Source organism: Desulfobacter sp. (assembly GCA_028768545.1).
Classification (GTDB): Bacteria; Desulfobacterota; Desulfobacteria; order Desulfobacterales; family Desulfobacteraceae; genus Desulfobacter.
Window position 1 is genome coordinate 1030923 of sequence record CP054838.1, and the last position, 17039, is coordinate 1047961.

Below are 17039 nucleotides of genomic sequence, written 5' to 3' on the forward strand. Positions count from 1 at the left end.
AATGTTGTCAGCCTGTCTCAGGCCATGGATTTGAGTTCTTCTACAATGGCGTCACCCATCTGGGATGTGTTTACGGCCCTTTCTTTTTGAATTGTCAGGTCTGCTGTAAACACCCCTTTGTCCAGCACCTTGGATATGGCTGCCTCAATGGCATCGGCAGCCTGTGTGTGGCCTAAGGTGTACTTGAGCATCATGGCACCGGATAGGATTTGGGCAATGGGGTTGGCAATTCCTTTGCCGGCAATGTCCGGGGCAGAGCCTCCTGCAGGCTCGTAAAGGCCGAAATTATGCTCATTAAGGCTGGCCGAGGCAAGTAGCCCCATGGAACCTGTAATCATGGCACATTCATCTGAAATAATGTCTCCAAACATGTTGCCGCAGAGCAGAACGTCAAATTGATGAGGGTCCCGGACCAGCTGCATGGTCGCATTGTCTACGTAAATATGGTTTAAGGTGACGTCGGGATAGTCTTTGGCAACCTCTGTGACCGTTTCCCGCCACAAAACCATTGAAAAAAGAACATTGGCCTTGTCAACAGAGGTGACACGCTTTTGTCTTTTTCTGGCCGCTTCAAAGGCCATGCGGGCGATTCGTTCAATTTCAAACCGGGAATAGACCATGGTGTCAAAGGCGGTTTCGTCTTTACCCTCTCCGGTTCTTCCCTTGGGTTCCCCAAAGTAAATACCACCGGTCAGCTCCCGCATACACAGGATATCAAACCCGTTTTTAACGATCTCAGGCTTTAACGGAGAGGCAGAGGCCAGGGGGGGGAAAACCTTTGCCGGCCTCAGGTTGCAATACAGCCCAAAATGTTTTCTTAGGGGGAGAAGGGCGCCTCTTTCAGGCTGTTCCTCAGGCGGCAGGTCTTCCCATTTGGGTCCGCCCACAGAGCCAAAAAGAATGGCATCGCTATGTTCACAGAGCAAAAGGGTTGACTCGGGCAGGGCTTTACCGTGATTGTCGATGGCAGCACCGCCAATATCGGCAAATTCATATTCCAGGTCAAACCCGTGGATTTTACCTGCCGTGTCTAGCACTTTGACAGCCTGTTCCATAACCTCAGGGCCGATACCGTCTCCGGGTAATACAGCGATTTTGTTCAAATTTCCAGTCTCCTCATAGCTTAAGTGTGATGGGGTAATATCATAACGGAAATTGTATTTTATGCAATAGTTTTGTTTATTTAAAATAAATTAAATTAATCTATACTGGATTGATCTGGGCCCAGTCATGTTCAAATGCCGGGCCTGCGGTGGGGAATTTTTTTAAATAAAAAAAGGGGGCTGAAAAAATCAGCCCCCTCTTTTGTTAATCTAAACCGTGTTAAACTGGTTTATTTGCGGTTTCCATATTCAGCATAGGCCATGGCTACTAATCGGTAGACTATATGGGCCATTTTTGAAAAAGGTAAAAATGCAAACAAGTTGAAAATGGCAATGAGATGCAGGTAGTAAAAACCGTAGGAAACCCATTGCATATGCGCCAGACGGGTCATTTCTGCTAGCATGCCGGTAAGGCCAAGGGCAAAAACAACCCCAAGGATAAACCAGTCTTTATAAGCGGTGAGTTGCTCTTTGTTGGCCAGTCGGTTTTTGATCATCATGCCCGAACCGATCACAAGGGCCACCCCTGAAATATTGGCCAGCCATTTGATGGGATTGAGCTGGGGATAGGGACCGGGGTATCCGCCAAGATAGAGCATGGTGCCGCAGACCGCAGTTACAATGAAAAGTCCGATAAAAGAATAAAGCACCATCATATGGGGAGTTGCTCTGTCTTTATTGGTCTCGCATTGGTTGAACTTGTCGTGCTTGAGAACCGTGGGGATCACCCTTAAAAGTGCCTGGAACAATTCTTTATAATCCAGGGAGGTCTTGTCGGTCTTGCCTTCCTGAACGGCATTGTTGTGAATATCGGTGATAAACCGTTTTAAGGCCAGCAAAAAGACAACGACGGCAAAGGTGGCCGTGGGGATCATGGTCAGATCCACAAACCAGGTTGAGAAAAAGTCGCCATGGGAAATGACATGGGCACCCTCGTGGGTGTGTGCCCAGTGAAGGCGGCCGCCAAGGGCATCCCCGAACAAAACATTGAATATCTTGGTCATGGTGTCGCCGAAGTTCATGGTGATAAATGCCAGAACGGCAAACCAGATGGCCGGGATTCCAATAAGGAAGGGCAGTTTTTTGGGGTCATTGATAGCTTTGGCCAAGACCTTGGGTGTGGCATACTCGGTAATGGCAACAGAGCGGACAGCAGACAATACATCCCCCGGGGCAGCACCCCTGGGGCACAGGTCTGAACAATCCCCGCACTGATGGCAAAGCCAGATGTCACCGCTGCAGATCAGCTTGTCTTTAAGTCCCCAGGATGCAGCAATCATCTCTTTTCTGGGAAAAGGGCTGTCTTCAGGGGCAATGGGACAGGCAACGGAACAGGTTGCGCATTGGTAACATTTTTTCAGGGTTTCTCCACCAAGACCTCTTACTTCGGCAATAAACCCGAGATCTGGTTGAGCTAGATATTTAGCACTCATACTATGGTACCTCCATATAAGTTTGATATACCGCTATTAGAATCCTTTGAACGGGTTGGGACCAAGGGCGTCAACCTCTTCAACAAAGTCGTTGATGATCTGAGGCAGTTTGTCATATTCATCTATGGCAACTTCTGCAAAGGCTACACGCTCTTCTTCAAGGGCCAGGGAAGAAAGGGCATCCCCGATCTTTTTAACCCGGACTTCGGCCAGCTCGGAGCCTTTGATAAAGTGACACTGGTAGTCGTCACCATGTTTGCACCCGATGAGGATAACACCGTCCATGCCCTGGGCCAGGGCGTCTTTGATCCAGATGGTGTTCACAGAACCCAGACAGCGGACCGGGATGAAGCGGACGTCAGGAGAGTAATCCTGGCGGTTCATGCCCACCATATCGAGGGCCGGTAATGCATCATTTTCGCAGACCAGGGCCAAAAAGCGCAGGGGCGGCTCATCATAGTCGTCTTCACTGGGAACGCCGATGGCTTTAACCTGGGACCCGATAGAGTCAATGGAGTAATCGGCAAAGGAGATGATACGTTCAGGACAGGCACCCATGCAGGTTCCGCAGCGGCGGCATCTGGTCGGGTTGGCCTTGGGAGTGCCTCTTTCATCATCATCCAGAGCGCCAAAGGGACACTCAACCGTACATCTCTTGCATTGGGTACATCTCTGGAAGAAAAAGTCCGGGTAGGTCATGTCGCCGGACCGGGGGTGAACAGCCATGCCGCGGTTGGCGCTTTCAATACATTGGATTGCCTTGAGAGCGGCGCCTGTGGCATCTTCAATGGACTCTTCAATGGTCATGGCCCGGCGGATGGTGCCTGCGGCATAAATGCCGGTTCTCTGGGTTTCATAGGGAAAGCAGATATAGTTGGAGTCTGCATACTGGCCAAAGATATCATTGTCACGGAAACCCGGTCCCTGGCGATAGGCCAGGTTGATGATGGGATCATCCTTGGTCACCGGAACCATACCGCCGGCAACAACGACCATGTCAGCTTGGAGAGCCAAATTGTCTCCTAAAAGGGTATTGGTGGCAGTGACGGCAAGGCCGTTGCCCTGGGCCGTAACCTCGGTAACCGCGCCCTTGGTCATGAAAATGCCGTCTTCCTGCTGCATGCTTTTGTAAAAGTATTCCTGGAGACCCGGGGTTCTCATGTGCTGATAAATCACATAGGATTTACCGTCAGCATAGTCTTCTCTGACGTAGCGGGCCTGTTTTAAGGCCACCTGGGAGGTGACCGAACCTGTGTACTCAAAATCGGAATCATCTTCATCTTTGCCCGGAGACTGTATAAAGACAACGCTTTTGGCTTCTTTGCCGTCAGAGGGTCTGACAATTTTGCCTTTGGCGGCAATGGCTTCAAACTGGTCGTTGGTGACAACGTCGGGGTTGTCAAGAGACAGGTGCTCAAAGGCTTCACCTTCCAATACGTCAGGACGCCATCCGGCTGCAAGGACAACTGCTCCGTAGAGCTCGCCGTCGGGATCCATCTGAAGGATATCTTCCCGGCCTTCGTTGAATTTTAAATATTTTTCATGGGCAGCGTCTGCATCCAGTTCTTTCCCGTTCTCATCCACCAGCTCTTCTTCGGGCAGGGGAAAGGGGACGTCAAAGGGGATTTTTTCGCCAGGAGTTTTAAAAGAGACGGTGAATTCACCGGGCTGTCCTGCAATACGGGCCACTTCACAATTGGTTCTGACGTCGATGTTGGAACTAGCCTGGATTTCCTGAATCATCCCATCAACCACCGGTGCCTGAAGGGTCTCAAAGGGCTCTGCCACAGGCATCTGGCTGCGCAGTTTGGCCGCATAACCGCCAAGGGCCGCCGTTTTTTCAACAATGGTGACTTCGTATCCGGCCTTAACTGCATCGAGAGCTGCGCCCATACCGGTTACACCACCGCCCAGAACCAGAATTTTTTTGGAAAAAGATTCTGTTTTGTAGGCTTCGGGAAGGTTGACTTTCTCAACACGGATCATGCCCATTTTGATATAGTCTTCCGCCTTCATCTGGACCTGGTCAAAATGCTCTTCATCATCCTTCTGGTCTTCGGTCAATGCCGGGTAGGTCTCTCTTGAGTGGGGCCATACAACCCCCTCTCTAAGGTTTACCCTTTCAACGATGCAACCGGGGAAGTTGAAGGTGTCATGGTTAACCCTTCTGGAACAGGCTCCAATGACTAAGGAGTTGACTTTACCCTCATCAATATCTTTCTGGATGAGTGCCTGGCCTTCTTTGGAGCACAGGAAGGGATGGGTGGTGCAATTGGTTCCCTCTTCTTCGGGGACATCAACCAGAGCCTCCATATCGAGGGCATCTCCGATTCCACAGCCTGTGCAGATATATACGCCGTATTTTTTATCCATGGTCTGATTTACCTCCTAAGGGTCTGAATGGCTTTAAGGGCCATGCCGGTTGCATTCTGGTTAGATGTCACAACGTCGGCAGGTTTATTGGCACACCCTGCTGCGAACAGGCCGCCTTTGGAAAAGTCATTTACAATGAAACCGTCTTCGTTGAATTTCAGGTCTGCATTGGGTTTGTCAATGGCACAGGTGGGCTGCATGCCAGTGGCAAGTACCAGCATGTCCACGGTCTGTCTGACTTTTTCACCGGTAATGGTATCTTCGGCAACCAGATTGATGTTGCCTGTTCCTGCCTCTTCGCTGACCTCGGCCACTTTACCTTTGACAAAGAAGATGTTTTCATCCGCTTTGAGTTTGGCATAAAAGTTTTCGTATTTTCTGCCGGGAGTTCTAAGGTCAATATAATAGATGTAGATTTTGGCTTCCGGATACTGCTCTCTGATATAGGTGGCATGTTTGAGAGATGCCATACAGCAGATATAGGAGCAATAGGGAAGATGGTTTTCATCCCGGGATCCTGCGCATTGTGCAAAGGCGATGGTCTCAGGTGCTTTTTCATCCGAGGGGCGTACAATTTTGCCCTCTGTGGGGCCGTTGCTTGAGGCAAGGCGTTCGAGCATCATATTGGTTACGATGTTCTGGTAACGTCCAAATCCTAGATTGTCGATGCGGGTGGCGTCATAGGGCTGCCATCCGGTGTTGAAAACCACGGCGCCAACCTTGAGATCAACGGTTTTCTCTTCCATGTCAAAGTCAATGGCGTCGTATTTACAGGCCTCTTTTACCCGGTCGCGGTCATCCGTGCTCATGGCCGGATCCATGACATAGCGCTGGGGAAAAGCCATGTTGTGGGGCAGATAGGCGGCTTTTCTTTTGTCCATGCCAAAGTTGAACTCATTTGAAATCTCAGTTTCGCATACTTTGGCGCATTCACCGCAGCAGGTGCAGTTGTCATTCACAAATCTTGGGGCGGTCTTAAGGGTTACCGTATAGTCGCCTGCAGATCCTTCCACGCTCTGAACCTCAGACATGGTGAAGACTTTAATGTTTTTATTTTCTTTGAGCCGTCTGTAATTGATTTCAAGGCCGCAAGTGGGCGGGCAAAGTTTGGGGAAGTAGTGTTTAAGCTGGGTAACTCTTCCGCCAAGGGATGCTTCCTTTTCCACCAGGAAGACCTCATACCCCACTTCAGCAGCTTCCAGGGCCGTTGTCAGGCCGCTGATTCCACCACCAACCACCATGATGCTTCCACTTACCGGGGCTGAATTTTCTGTTGTCATGCTGTCCCTCCGTGCATTCTAAGTTATATCATTTTGGGTTTGTAATTATCGTTTAATGCCATACCTGATCAAAATTTTTCAGGTCTCCGGCATCCTCTCTCCTTATTCGTAAAACAGCAACCCTTGGTTGACAGTCTTACAAAAAAGGAGACAGGGGCGACGCCGGTTTCGGCATAATCTGAAAAAACCCCCAGGCGCTGGTGAACCAGCACCTGGAGGTTAATATCAAGCAACCCTAAGGTTAAAATCTTCTATCCGCACTAGTCGGCGATGATTTTCACGTAGGGTTCTTTTTTCAGAGTCCACTCGTTGGTCTTCTTGTCATAAGAAGAGTTAACAAAGCAGAACCATTCTTCGTCATTCTGACCCATGAAGTCACCTCTGTAGTAGAAACCAGGATATCTGGATTCTTCACGGAACTGGATGTGACGGGTATGAGCCTGAACAGTGTAGAGACGATGGATAATTTCCCATGCTCTCATCAGTTCATGCAAGTCACCAGCAGCAATCAGCTCAAGGTCTTCACGGAACATTTCAAACAGGTCCATGAGGATTTCAAGGGATTTGCCATTGGTCATGTAGTAAGTTGCAGTACCAGCACCATACTCATTGGTCATCTTCATCAGGCGCATTGCCATGCCGGCAGGTTTGCAGTATTTCGGGTTAACATCTGTGGCAGTGGTGTAGTCACAGTTGTCAAGGTAGTTGAAAACCGGTTTGTAAACCATGTCGATCAATTCCTGATCAGTCTCTGCAAAACCCACAACCTTGTCACCTTCAGCTGCCAGATACTGGAGCATGGACTTGGCAATGATACGGCCTTCAGCATGGGATCCTGAGGAGAATTTATGACCGGAGCAACCAACACCATCGCCAGCAGTGAAAAGACCGCGGGCAGTAGTCATTCTGTTGTAACCCCATTTGTAGCTGTCAGGTACCCAGTCTTCTTCGGGACCGGAGCACCAGATACCGCAGCAACCTGAGTGAGAACCCAGCAGGTACGGTTCGGTGGGCATAATCTCAGAGTCTTTTTTCTCAGGCTCAGTATTGGTTGCGCACCAGAGGCCTGCCTGACCAACAGACATGTCAAGGAAATCTTCCCAAGCTTCAGACTCAAGATGTTTGAGTTCTTTCTTGCTCATTGTTTCGCCCAATTTTTTCAGGGCGTCGGAAGTTTTCATGATGATGGGACCGCGGCCTTCTTTATACTCTTTCATCATGAGATGGTTTCTCAGGCAAGTCGGAGTAACAGCAGCAGTTCCGTAAGGAGCATATTTTTCAAGCTCTGCTTTGGCTTCGTCGGAAGCAGCATAGTTCTCACCAAGACCGTTCTGGGTCTGGGCTTTGAAAAGAAGGAACCAAGCGCCAACAGGGCCGTAACCATCTTTAAAACGGGCAGGGGTGAAACGGTTTTCCATCATGGAAAGTTCAGCACCGGCTCTCAAAGCCATGGTGTAAGTGGAACCAGCATTCCATACAGGATACCAGGCACGACCTTTTCCCTCACCAACGGAACGGGGCTGATAGATATTTACCGCGCCACCGCAGGCACACATGATAACCTTGGCATTGATGATGTAAACTTTGTTTTCACGTACGGAGAAACCAACGGCGCCGGCAACTCTTTTGGGATCGTCTTTGTCGTTGAGGATTTCAACAATAAAGCATCTTTCAAGAATGTTTTCTTCGCCAAGGGCTTTTTTACCGGCTTCAGCAACAATTCTTTTGTAAGATTCGCCGTTGATCATGATCTGCCATTTACCAGTACGTACGGGAGTAGCGCCTTCTTTGAGGGTACCCAGTTTCTGGCCTTTTTTACCGTCGAGGTTTTTGTTGTCTTCGGTTTTTTTCCAGATGGGAAGTCCCCATTCTTCGAACAGATCTACGGAATCATCAACGTGACGACCCAGGTCATAGATCAAGTCTTCACGAACAATACCCATAAGGTCATTACGGACCATGCGGACGTAATCTTCGATCTTGTTCTCACCAATGTAAGTGTTGATCGCAGACAGACCCTGGGCTACAGCGCCGGATCTTTCAAGAGCAGCTTTGTCACAAAGAAGGATCTTTGTATCATCGGAAGCCCATTTTTTAATTTCAAATGCGGTTCCGCAGGCAGCCATACCGCCACCAATGATCAGAACGTCAACGTCTCTTTTATCAACCTCTGGCTCTCTTGTAGCTTTAAGCTCTCCAACAGGTTTGTTAGGTAATGCCATTATATACCTCCAAAAATATTATAAGTATCAGAATTAAATGGTTTGATTGTGAACCTTATACCAACTCACTGGGAGTTTTCAGTTCAAAACCATCAGCTTCCTGGGTAGAAAGAAGACCGGAATTCAGGTCTTTGCCCTTAAGATCGTCATAGGAATTTGCTTCGCCTTCAGCAGTTGTTCTGATGGGGAATTTGAAGCGTTTTACAACACCGTTTCTGAACTTACAGGTCCACATGATGTCTTCGGTACCCATCATGGGAACAGTAGAACCTCCCATGGGTACGAAGTCAGAGTAACCTCTGCATTCGATAGCCTGGGAAGGACAGATTTTAACGCAGGAATAGCATTCCCAGCACTGATCCGGTTCCTGGTTGTATGCTTTCATTTCGTTGGGATCAAGAACCATCAGGTCATTGGGGCAGATGTACATACATGCTGTTTTGTCCCCGCCTTTGCAGCCGTCACATTTTTCTGTGATTACAAAAGATGGCATTTAAAATACCTCCATAAATAAAGTTAATCAAATTGCACAATACCGTTGTGCTACTATTCATATCAACATAGTCGACCAGACCGGAACTCTCCGGCTGGCCTGTTAATCCGCTGTTTCGGAGCCTTTTTTTGTGTTATTATCAGTCTGGTTTTTACTGATAAAACCCGTCATTTGCTCCGCATAAATGTTATGAAAATAGCACCCTCCCAAGGTTTTTGTCAAGAAAATTTAAAAAAAAGAATTTATCAATTTATTCAATATTATTGATGATTTTCATTGCTGACAATATATATTAACTCCCCAAAAGGATGCCACCATATATTGTGAATTTGTCCTTTATAAAATCATCTGGAAAAAAGGGTTGTTTCCTGATAGTTAAGCGGTATTTCATAAACACTTTTGAAGTGCAATCATATTGATAAGGAAAACAAATGAAAGAAGATATGATCCCTGTGGCATTGGGTGATCCCATGGGGTTTAATTGCAGCTCTGAAAATTCCTGCTTTAACGAGTGCTGCAGGGATTTGAACCAGGCCTTGAGTCCCTATGATATTCTGCGGATGAAAAACGCATTGGGCATGAGTTCCCAGGCCTTTTTACGTAATTACACCACCCGGCACAACGGTCCTGGAACCGGGCTGCCGGTTGTGGGGTTCAAACCGAACCCGGCCACGGGGCACACCTGCCCTTTTGTCTCTGAAAGCGGATGCACGGTGTATGAGGACCGACCGGGTTCGTGCCGACTGTATCCTCTGGCCCGGGCCATTTCCCGGGATCGGAATACGGGGGTGATCCATGAGTATTATGCCTTGATTGAAGAGGACCATTGCAAGGGGGAGGTAGAACCCGAGGCCGGCCCCAGCGTCGGTCAGTGGCTTGAGGGGCAGAAGGTGGCCGAACACAACCGCGAAAATGATAAGCTGATCGAACTGATCAGTTTAAAGAATCAGATCATCCCGGGTGAGCTGGAAGGGGCGGAGTCTGATATTGTTTACATGGCCCTCTACGATTTGGATGAATTCAGGGAGGCCATTTTTAATCGGGATCTGCTCAAGGATATATCTATTGATCCGGGCCTGATGGAAAAAATTAAAATAGATGATTTGTCCCTTTTGGACTTTGGGATGGCCTGGGTAAAATACCAATTGTTTGGCCGGGATCTGGATATCTGAATATGAAAATCCAAGGGAAAACAGCCCTGGTTCTCGGGGCGGTCAAAGGGATAGGTAAAGGCATTGGCCTGGCCCTGGCAGACCAGGGCTGCCGTCTTGTTCTCACCCGCCATGACTGGGAAGAGGCATACGAGGCCATGGAAAAATCCTTTTCCGACTCAGGGGCGGAGTATTCTATTTGCAAGGCAGACCTTCGCAGCCCCCAGGCGGTTGAGGCCCTTGCTGAATTTATTAAAAAAAAATACGGCAGCCTTGATATATTGATCAACAATATTGAGCGGGGCGGGTGGCCCACGGTCCACGGTGCCTATGTGGAAGACCAGTGGGACCTGGAAATGGAAACCACCCTCAAGGCCAAGCGCTGGGTCTTTGAATCCATGCTGCCGCTGCTCAAGACCTCAAAAGAGGCTGTGGTCATCAATCTGTCTTCCGTTGCAGGGATTGTAGGCAGGACCGGGCCTGCCGCTCTGGTCTTTAACGACGGCTATGCCGCAGCCAACAGGGCGGTGTCTTCTTTTACCGAAATCTGGGCCAGGATGGGGGCGCCCAATGTCCGGGTGAATGAACTCATGCTGGGTCTGTTTGAAACCCGTCATGCCCAGGGTACCCGGGGGTGGAAAGAGGTGCTCACTGATGAGGAGAAACAATCCCTTGTCCGGCATACCCTGGTAGGTCGTACCGGCACGGTGGAAGATGTGGTCAAGGCCATTAATTTTATCATTAAAGAGGCGCCTTATATGACCGGAAGTGTGCTGAGGCTGGACGGCGGCTTTGTGCTGGCCGGTGAACCTGTGCTCCCCATGCCCCAGGGTATTGTCTAAAATCTGGGAGAAAAATGTCACGGGGATATCAATTTTTTTGAAGGATAAAGATTGTCTGTCATTTTGGTTTGACAGTATATAATAAGGAGATCATTTGGTGACATTACGGCAGCTTGAATTGTTTCTTGCCCTGGTAAAAGCCCCCCATCTGAGCCAGGTCGCAAAGGATTACGGATTGACCCAATCTGCAGTGTCCATGGCTATCAAGGCCCTTGAGGAGACCCTGGGCAAGCCTTTGTTTGACCGGATTCATAAACGGCTGGTGATCAATGAGAACGGCCGGTATTTTTACAGAATGGTTGACCCTCTGGTCTTTGGTCTTCGGGAAAGTGAAATGATGTTCAGGGATCAGGATCTGCTCGGAGATATCAAGATCGGTGCCAGTTCTTCCATTGCCAATTATATTCTGCCCCAGATCATCTATGAGTTTGCCGAGCAGTACGGCGGGGTTCGGCTGGAAAAAATCACAGGGAATACCGAAGAAATCGGAAGACTCATCGAAGACGGAGATGTGGATATCGGTTTTGTGGAAGCTGACTATGCAAGCACTGAGATCGAGCGCAAGGTTCTGGGGCTGGATGAGCTTTATGTGGTTACCGGGGATAGGGATCTGGTCAGGGACGAAGAGTACAATCTGGACGAACTTTTGTCCAAGCGATGGATACTCAGGGAAGAAGGGTCGGGAACCCGTGAGGTTTTTCTTCATTATATGGAAAAGTATAAAAAGCGGTTTAGGCCTTTTTTAGAGGTGGGTCACACAGAGGCGGTGAAATCAGTCCTGAGGAATAAGGGGGCTGTCAGCTGTCTTTCCAGAATATCGGTTATGAACGAATTAAGTGCCGGCCAATTGTTTCGTCTAAAGATAAGGGATTTCAAGTTCACCCGGTCTTTTTATACCATCTGGCATAAAAATAAGTATTTCAGTTCTGTGCTCCAGGCCTTTCTCTTTTATACAAAAGAACGGTACAAGGCTGTATACGAAAGTCAGACACATATTCATTAGGCGGGTCAGGGATCCCCAACGTTGGGGCGTCATGGTCGGTTTTGCCGCCAAGTAAATGCACAAGGGCCTGGAAAAATGGTTAAAATTTCCAGGCCCTTTTTGCGGCGGTTAATCCTGGTATTTGAATGACACCCTTAAACTGGCCCTGAACTGGGCGGGCTTGCCGTTTTCAACTTTGATATCCAGTTTATTGACCTCGGCAATGCGCAAGTCCCTCAAAGAAGAGCTTGCCTTTTCAATGGCGGTTGCAGCAGCATCTTCCCAGGATGTGGGGCTGGATCCCACAAGATCGATAATTTTGTAAACACTTTCACCCATGATTACCTCCTTAAACATAAAAAATTAAATTATACGGACGGTATAGGGAAACTGAAGATGTGATGTTTTTGAGACTGAAAACAGATCGGAATGGTTAAGATTATATAAGATTTGCCCGGGTGTCAAACAGAAGGGCCGCGGCATGGGTTGACAAATGTCACCGCATGGTGATATTAACCGGACATGAACAAGAAAGCGCCGGTTGTTATCCGGGATAAAATGATCACTAGAAAAAGGCTGATTTCTGCTGTGGGCAGCATCCTTGGCCGAGAAGGGTTCAAGGGGATCGGCGTCAATGCCGTTGCCCGGGAGGCAGGGGTGGATAAGGTATTGATTTACCGGTATTTTGGGGGGCTGCCCGGTCTGATTGCCGCCTTTGGAAAGGAGGGCGATTTTTGGCCCTCTGCCCTGGAAATGGCCGGAGGAGATATCAAAGCCTTTTCCCGGCTCTCTTTGGAAAAAAGGCTTTCTTCTTTTTCCCGGTATTTTATTTCAGCCTTAAGAAAGCGGCCGGTGACGTTGAATATCATGGCCTGGGAAATGGTGGAGGTCAACGACCTGACCCGGGAGCTTGAAGCGGTCAGGGAAAAAAGTATTCTGGAGTTTTTCAAGCTTTTTTTTAGGACAAATCAGAACGCAGATCAGATTCAGACCGGTATGATGCTGGTCGGGGCTGCCTTGAGTTATCTGTTGATCCGTTCAGACCATATTGAGGTATACGGCGGTCTTGGACTTACCACAGATGAAGACTGGGAACGGATTCAGTCGGGCGTCGAAACCATTGTCAAGGGGATTGTAAATTTCAACAGGATAAATCTGTCCTGATTTTTTTTGTTTTAAAAAGTCACTGATAGGTGACAAATAGGGGGGCGTATGAACAGAAGGATGTTTTTAAAGCAGAATATGGCGGCGGCCGCTCTTTTTTTGGGGGCAGGCCAGACAATCACCGGATGTGGGAGGAATTTTCGGCAAACCCTGATGGATTCTTCATTGCCGCCGGGTGGCCGGGGGCTGCAGCAAAAAGGTCTTGGTCCAAAGGAATGGGCAATACTTTACCATGCCTCTCTTGCGCCAAGCGGTCATAACAGCCAGCCCTGGTGTGTCCGGATTAACGATCCCCGTGAGTGGGTGGTGGGGGCGGATCAAAAAAGAGGCTTAAAGGTGGTGGATCCGGAAAACCGTGAGATGTTATTGTCCATTGGTGCGTTTTTGGAAAACCTGGTTCAGGCGGCAAAAAGTTACGGGTATGATCCCCGGGTTAAGGTGATTGGCCGGAGTCGGTTTGACCAGGACCTTGCCCGTGTCAGGCTTTTGGCTATTGTTCCAAACCAGGCCTCCTTGTCCCGGATTACACTCAGGAGAACGGTCAAGTCCAACTTGAAGCCTGGGGAGATCGGCAGCGCTGATATTAAAGCCTTTAACAAAGCGGTTGGAGACGGGTTTTATTATTTCCCCCGGAACTCCGGCCATGGACGGCTTATGGCCGAGTCGGCCGTGGAAAATTTTAAACGCCAATTTGAAAATAAAGCGGCCATGGAAGAGGCGGCGTTTTGGACACGGCTGTCGGATCGTGATGCCAAGAAATTCAGGGACGGATTGACCACGGACGGAATGGAGATCAACGGTGTGATTGGATGGGGGGTGCGAACCTTTATGAAATCCAGGGATGTAACCGGTGAAACCTGGCGGAAAAAGGCGGTTGAAAAGGTGGCCGCCCAGGCGGGTCAGGGTGGTGGATGGGTGGTGATTACAAGCCGCGGAAACTCGGTGGCCGACCTGATAGATACCGGCCGCAGATTCCAGCGCATGGCCTTGCTGGCCCGGGAAAGAAATATCGGTATCCACCCCATGACCCAGTCTCTGGAAGAGCCCCATGGTCAAAAAACCATTCAAGAGAACCACGATGCATCCATGGTTCCCCAGTTCATGCTCCGGGTGGGGTATCTGGATCAGTATCCTGATCCGGTCAGTCTAAGGCGGCCGGTGCATTGGTTTTTGGTCTGATTATTTTATGATGTCCAGGGGTTTTGGCTGGCTGAGACGGTCTTTTTCCTGGGCCTGGATGGCAGTGATGGCAACGGTATTAATGATGTCCGCCACAAGACAGCCCCGGCTCAGGTCATTCACGGGCTTGTTCAGCCCCTGGAGTACAGGGCCGACAGCCACGGCTCCCGAAGACCGCTGAACCGCCTTGTATGTATTATTTCCGGTGTTCAGATCAGGAAAGATTAATACGGTGGCTTTTCCTGCCACAGGAGAGTCGGGCAGTTTTGTTTTGGCAACGTGGGGGTCTACGGCCGCATCGTATTGAATGGGGCCTTCCACAAGCAGGCCCCTTTGATTTTGTCTGACCATGTCCGTGGCTTCTCTGACCTTGTCCACATCCTTTCCTTTGCCAGAAGTACCGGTTGAATAGGAGAGCATGGCAATCCTCGGTTCAATGCCGAATATGCCTGCGGTCTCTGCCGAGGTTATGGCAATCTCGGCCAGCTCCCGGGCATCTGGATCCGGGTTGACGGCACAATCCCCGTAGGCCAGGACCTTGTCCCACAAACACATGAAAAAGAGGCTGGAAACCGGTGTGGAGCGCTGTTTAGCCTTGATGATCTCAAAGGCCGGCTTGATGGTGGCCGCAGTGCTGTGGATCGATCCTGACACCATCCCGTCTACATGGCCCATCTGGACCATCATGGTGCCGAAATAGTTGACGTCGCAGATCTGGTCCCGGGCATTTTCAATGGTCATGCCCTTGTGCTTCCTTAACTCATAATAGGTTTGGGCGTAGGGCTCTAAATGGGAAGAGTTCAGGGGGTCAATGATTTCAAATTTTCCCATGCGCAGACCCATCTTGTTGATTTTGCGCTTGATTTTTCTGGGGTTGCCAAGGAGGGTGATTTCTACGATTTCACGCCTCAGCAGGGTTTCCACGGCAAGCAATACCCTGTCTTCGGTCCCTTCGGGCAGGACGATTCTTTTTTTAAATTCCCTGGCTTTTTGAATCAGGTCGTATTCAAACATTTTTGGGGTGACAATGGTTGAATCTGTTTTGATCACCTTGTCTGAGAGTTTATCCGTATCAACGTGCTGTTCAAATAGTGCCAGGGCCCGGGTGATTTTGCGCTGATCATCAGGAGAAATGTCGGTTTTTAGTTTTTCCACCCGTACTGCCGTCTGAAAGGTGTCGTCTTCAACGCTCAGCAGCGGCACCATGCCGGAAAAACCCTGGATGAGATCCCATACCGAATCTTCCGGGGTGAGGCCGCCGGTCAGAATAATACCAGAGATATTTTCAATGGATCGGGAACTCAGGGTGGCCATGCAGGCGACAATGACGTCTGCCCTGTCGCCCGGGGTGATGATCAGGGTGCCGTGGGAAATCCGGGTTAAGAGATTTCTCAGCTGCATGGCCGCCACGGTAAACTGGCGGGCATGACGGTACAGCTGTTTGTGTCCGCAGAGGACCTTGGCGTCCAGGGCCTGGGCCACCTCTTTAAGGGTGGGTTTGTCAAGCACCTCTTCCTGGGGCACGGTATAGATTAACTGCCGGTTAAAAAGGTTGGTTGCCTTGAGATGGTCAATGATTTTGCCGGTATCCGAAGGTGCGGCCCGGTTGATGATGGTGCCGATGACATCACACCCTTTGCTGACAAGGGAGTTGAGGGTGAGGCCGGCAAGCATGGATATTTCTTCCATTGATTTTTCAAAGGCATCGGCCACCAGGAGGACCGGGCAGGAGAGGTTGTTGATAATGGTGGCGTTGATGTCAAATTCCACCCCGGCAGAAGAAGATACAAAATCCGTACCTTCACAGATGATGAACTCGCAATGCTGCCTGGCATCATTGTACTTTTCAATTATTTTTTCCAGAACTTCCCCTTTTTTCCCCTGGGTGATGAGGCTGTCGGCCTCAGCCTGGGTGATGCCGTACATTTTTTCGTAGGGCAGGTTGATGTTGAACTGGGTGGCCATGAGCTGGATGTCCTGGTCCAGTCCTTCCTGGGGTGTTTTTCGTATAATCGGTCTGAAAAAACCGATGCAGTCCAGTTTTCTGAACAGCATTTCCATCACCCCCAGGGCAATGGCGGATTTTCCTGATCCGGCTTCGGTAGCGGTAATATATAAACCATTCGACATGGATATTTCTCCTGAAAATGTTTACAGAGTCAAGGCCGGGACAAGAAATTTCAATATGTCCCGGGAAGTGTTAAATTTATAGCTGAATCTGTGATTCAATGGCGGGTCTCTTCATTGACGAGCATCTGTGCAATGGTCAGTTTGATTTTTTGGGTTTTACCTGTTGCATACCGATAGTCCATTTCAACCTTGGCCATCTGGCGGTAAAACGGGGTGCGGTCAAAGGGGACATAGGGCTTTGTGTCAAATTGGCCGGCAGAACAGCCAGGTCCTTTGATCACGGGAACGCCGGGTTTGTGAATTTCATGGGGCAGTCCGTGCATCCGGCAGATCATGGGGCGGAACTTGTAAAGCCTGCATTTGCCGTCAAGGAGCAGGGGGCATGGAATTTTTTGGGATTCAGGGGCTTTTTTGCAGGTGTTTTCATCTTTGAAAAAAGTGGATTTGCAATAGGATTTAGCTTGGGTGAGTATCTCTTTTTGATCCTCGGGGACCAGGGTGTTAAATCCATGGAGCAGGTATGCTTTTTCCACATGGGTGTGGTGGTAGAACAGGGAAAAACAGCAGTTATCCTTGCATCCTTGGCATTGGAATTGGTATTGGGCTGAAATCTTATCCCAGGCATGATCCATGGTTGAAAATAGGTCTGACAGCTGATGAAAATGATTAGGCATCTTTGGGTACCTG

General features: G+C 49.3%; 14 protein-coding genes. 5 read left to right on the forward strand and 9 right to left on the reverse strand.

Going from position 1 to position 17039, the window contains the following annotated elements; genetic code table 11:
• Window positions 1-17: 17 nt before the first annotated feature.
• From leuB to aprB, 6 genes are all read right to left on the reverse strand, one after another.
• Complete coding sequence (gene leuB / locus HUN05_04980; GenBank protein WDP84579.1) at window positions 18-1103, reverse strand: 3-isopropylmalate dehydrogenase; 1086 nt, start codon at window positions 1101-1103, stop codon at window positions 18-20.
• Window positions 1104-1333: 230 nt separating this feature from the next.
• On the reverse strand, window positions 1334-2536 hold the full coding sequence (qmoC, locus tag HUN05_04985; GenBank protein ID WDP84580.1) for a quinone-interacting membrane-bound oxidoreductase complex subunit QmoC: 1203 nt from the start codon (window positions 2534-2536) through the stop codon (window positions 1334-1336).
• A 36-nt stretch (window positions 2537-2572) separates the two neighbouring features.
• Entirely contained in the window at window positions 2573-4909 is a 2337-nt protein-coding gene (locus HUN05_04990; protein WDP84581.1) for a hydrogenase iron-sulfur subunit, read from the reverse strand.
• A gap of 8 nt (window positions 4910-4917) precedes the next feature.
• Window positions 4918-6189 (reverse strand): CoB--CoM heterodisulfide reductase iron-sulfur subunit A family protein, encoded by a 1272-nt coding sequence (locus HUN05_04995; protein ID WDP84582.1) that lies wholly within the window; start codon window positions 6187-6189, stop codon window positions 4918-4920.
• A 260-nt stretch (window positions 6190-6449) separates the two neighbouring features.
• Window positions 6450-8411, reverse strand: coding sequence for an adenylyl-sulfate reductase subunit alpha (locus HUN05_05000; GenBank protein ID WDP84583.1), 1962 nt, complete (start codon window positions 8409-8411; stop codon window positions 6450-6452).
• Window positions 8412-8466: 55 nt separating this feature from the next.
• Window positions 8467-8904 (reverse strand): adenylyl-sulfate reductase subunit beta, encoded by a 438-nt coding sequence (gene aprB / locus HUN05_05005; GenBank protein WDP84584.1) that lies wholly within the window; start codon window positions 8902-8904, stop codon window positions 8467-8469.
• A gap of 431 nt (window positions 8905-9335) precedes the next feature.
• Between aprB and HUN05_05010 the strand changes: the two genes are divergently transcribed.
• From HUN05_05010 to HUN05_05020, 3 genes are all read left to right on the forward strand, one after another.
• A complete protein-coding gene (locus tag HUN05_05010; protein WDP84585.1) occupies window positions 9336-10076 on the forward strand; it encodes a YkgJ family cysteine cluster protein in 741 nt (246 codons plus the stop codon).
• A gap of 2 nt (window positions 10077-10078) precedes the next feature.
• The gene (locus HUN05_05015; protein WDP84586.1) at window positions 10079-10897 is read left to right on the forward strand and encodes an SDR family oxidoreductase; all 819 of its coding nucleotides are present in this window, start codon (window positions 10079-10081) and stop codon (window positions 10895-10897) included.
• Between the two features lie 97 nt (window positions 10898-10994).
• Window positions 10995-11900 (forward strand): LysR family transcriptional regulator, encoded by a 906-nt coding sequence (locus tag HUN05_05020; GenBank protein WDP87932.1) that lies wholly within the window; start codon window positions 10995-10997, stop codon window positions 11898-11900.
• Window positions 11901-12008: 108 nt separating this feature from the next.
• Here the strand turns inward: HUN05_05020 and HUN05_05025 are convergent, their stop codons facing one another.
• Window positions 12009-12218: a dodecin domain-containing protein gene (locus tag HUN05_05025; protein WDP84587.1), complete on the reverse strand. Its 210-nt coding sequence runs from the start codon at window positions 12216-12218 to the stop codon at window positions 12009-12011.
• A 222-nt stretch (window positions 12219-12440) separates the two neighbouring features.
• On the opposite strand from HUN05_05025, the gene HUN05_05030 reads away from it, so the two are divergent.
• A complete protein-coding gene (locus tag HUN05_05030; protein ID WDP87933.1) occupies window positions 12441-13043 on the forward strand; it encodes a TetR/AcrR family transcriptional regulator in 603 nt (200 codons plus the stop codon).
• Between the two features lie 153 nt (window positions 13044-13196).
• Window positions 13197-14222 carry a nitroreductase gene (locus HUN05_05035; protein ID WDP84588.1) on the forward strand — a complete coding sequence of 342 codons (1026 nt, stop codon included), beginning with the start codon at window positions 13197-13199 and terminating at the stop codon, window positions 14220-14222.
• On the opposite strand, the gene pta is transcribed toward HUN05_05035, so the two are convergent.
• Both pta and HUN05_05045 read right to left on the reverse strand, forming a co-directional pair.
• Window positions 14223-16352, reverse strand: coding sequence for a phosphate acetyltransferase (gene pta / locus HUN05_05040; protein WDP84589.1), 2130 nt, complete (start codon window positions 16350-16352; stop codon window positions 14223-14225). It abuts the gene before it with no gap.
• A 95-nt stretch (window positions 16353-16447) separates the two neighbouring features.
• The gene (locus HUN05_05045) at window positions 16448-17026 is read right to left on the reverse strand and encodes a hypothetical protein (GenBank protein WDP84590.1); all 579 of its coding nucleotides are present in this window, start codon (window positions 17024-17026) and stop codon (window positions 16448-16450) included.
• Window positions 17027-17039: the final 13 nt, after the last annotated feature.

What these genes read in the sequence shown, in the direction of transcription:
- HUN05_05010 (WDP84585.1), top strand. Translation starts at nt 9,336, where the DNA reads ATGAAAGAAGATATGATCCCTGTGGCATTGGGTGATCCCATGGGGTTT.
- HUN05_04995 (WDP84582.1), bottom strand. Translation starts at nt 6,189, where the DNA reads ATGACAACAGAAAATTCAGCCCCGGTAAGTGGAAGCATCATGGTGGTT.
- pta (WDP84589.1), bottom strand. Translation starts at nt 16,352, where the DNA reads ATGTCGAATGGTTTATATATTACCGCTACCGAAGCCGGATCAGGAAAA.
- HUN05_04990 (WDP84581.1), bottom strand. Translation starts at nt 4,909, where the DNA reads ATGGATAAAAAATACGGCGTATATATCTGCACAGGCTGTGGAATCGGA.
- aprB (WDP84584.1), bottom strand. Translation starts at nt 8,904, where the DNA reads ATGCCATCTTTTGTAATCACAGAAAAATGTGACGGCTGCAAAGGCGGG.
- HUN05_05015 (WDP84586.1), top strand. Translation starts at nt 10,079, where the DNA reads ATGAAAATCCAAGGGAAAACAGCCCTGGTTCTCGGGGCGGTCAAAGGG.
- HUN05_05000 (WDP84583.1), bottom strand. Translation starts at nt 8,411, where the DNA reads ATGGCATTACCTAACAAACCTGTTGGAGAGCTTAAAGCTACAAGAGAG.
- HUN05_05035 (WDP84588.1), top strand. Translation starts at nt 13,197, where the DNA reads ATGGATTCTTCATTGCCGCCGGGTGGCCGGGGGCTGCAGCAAAAAGGT.
- HUN05_05025 (WDP84587.1), bottom strand. Translation starts at nt 12,218, where the DNA reads ATGGGTGAAAGTGTTTACAAAATTATCGATCTTGTGGGATCCAGCCCC.
- HUN05_05045 (WDP84590.1), bottom strand. Translation starts at nt 17,026, where the DNA reads ATGCCTAATCATTTTCATCAGCTGTCAGACCTATTTTCAACCATGGAT.
- qmoC (WDP84580.1), bottom strand. Translation starts at nt 2,536, where the DNA reads ATGAGTGCTAAATATCTAGCTCAACCAGATCTCGGGTTTATTGCCGAA.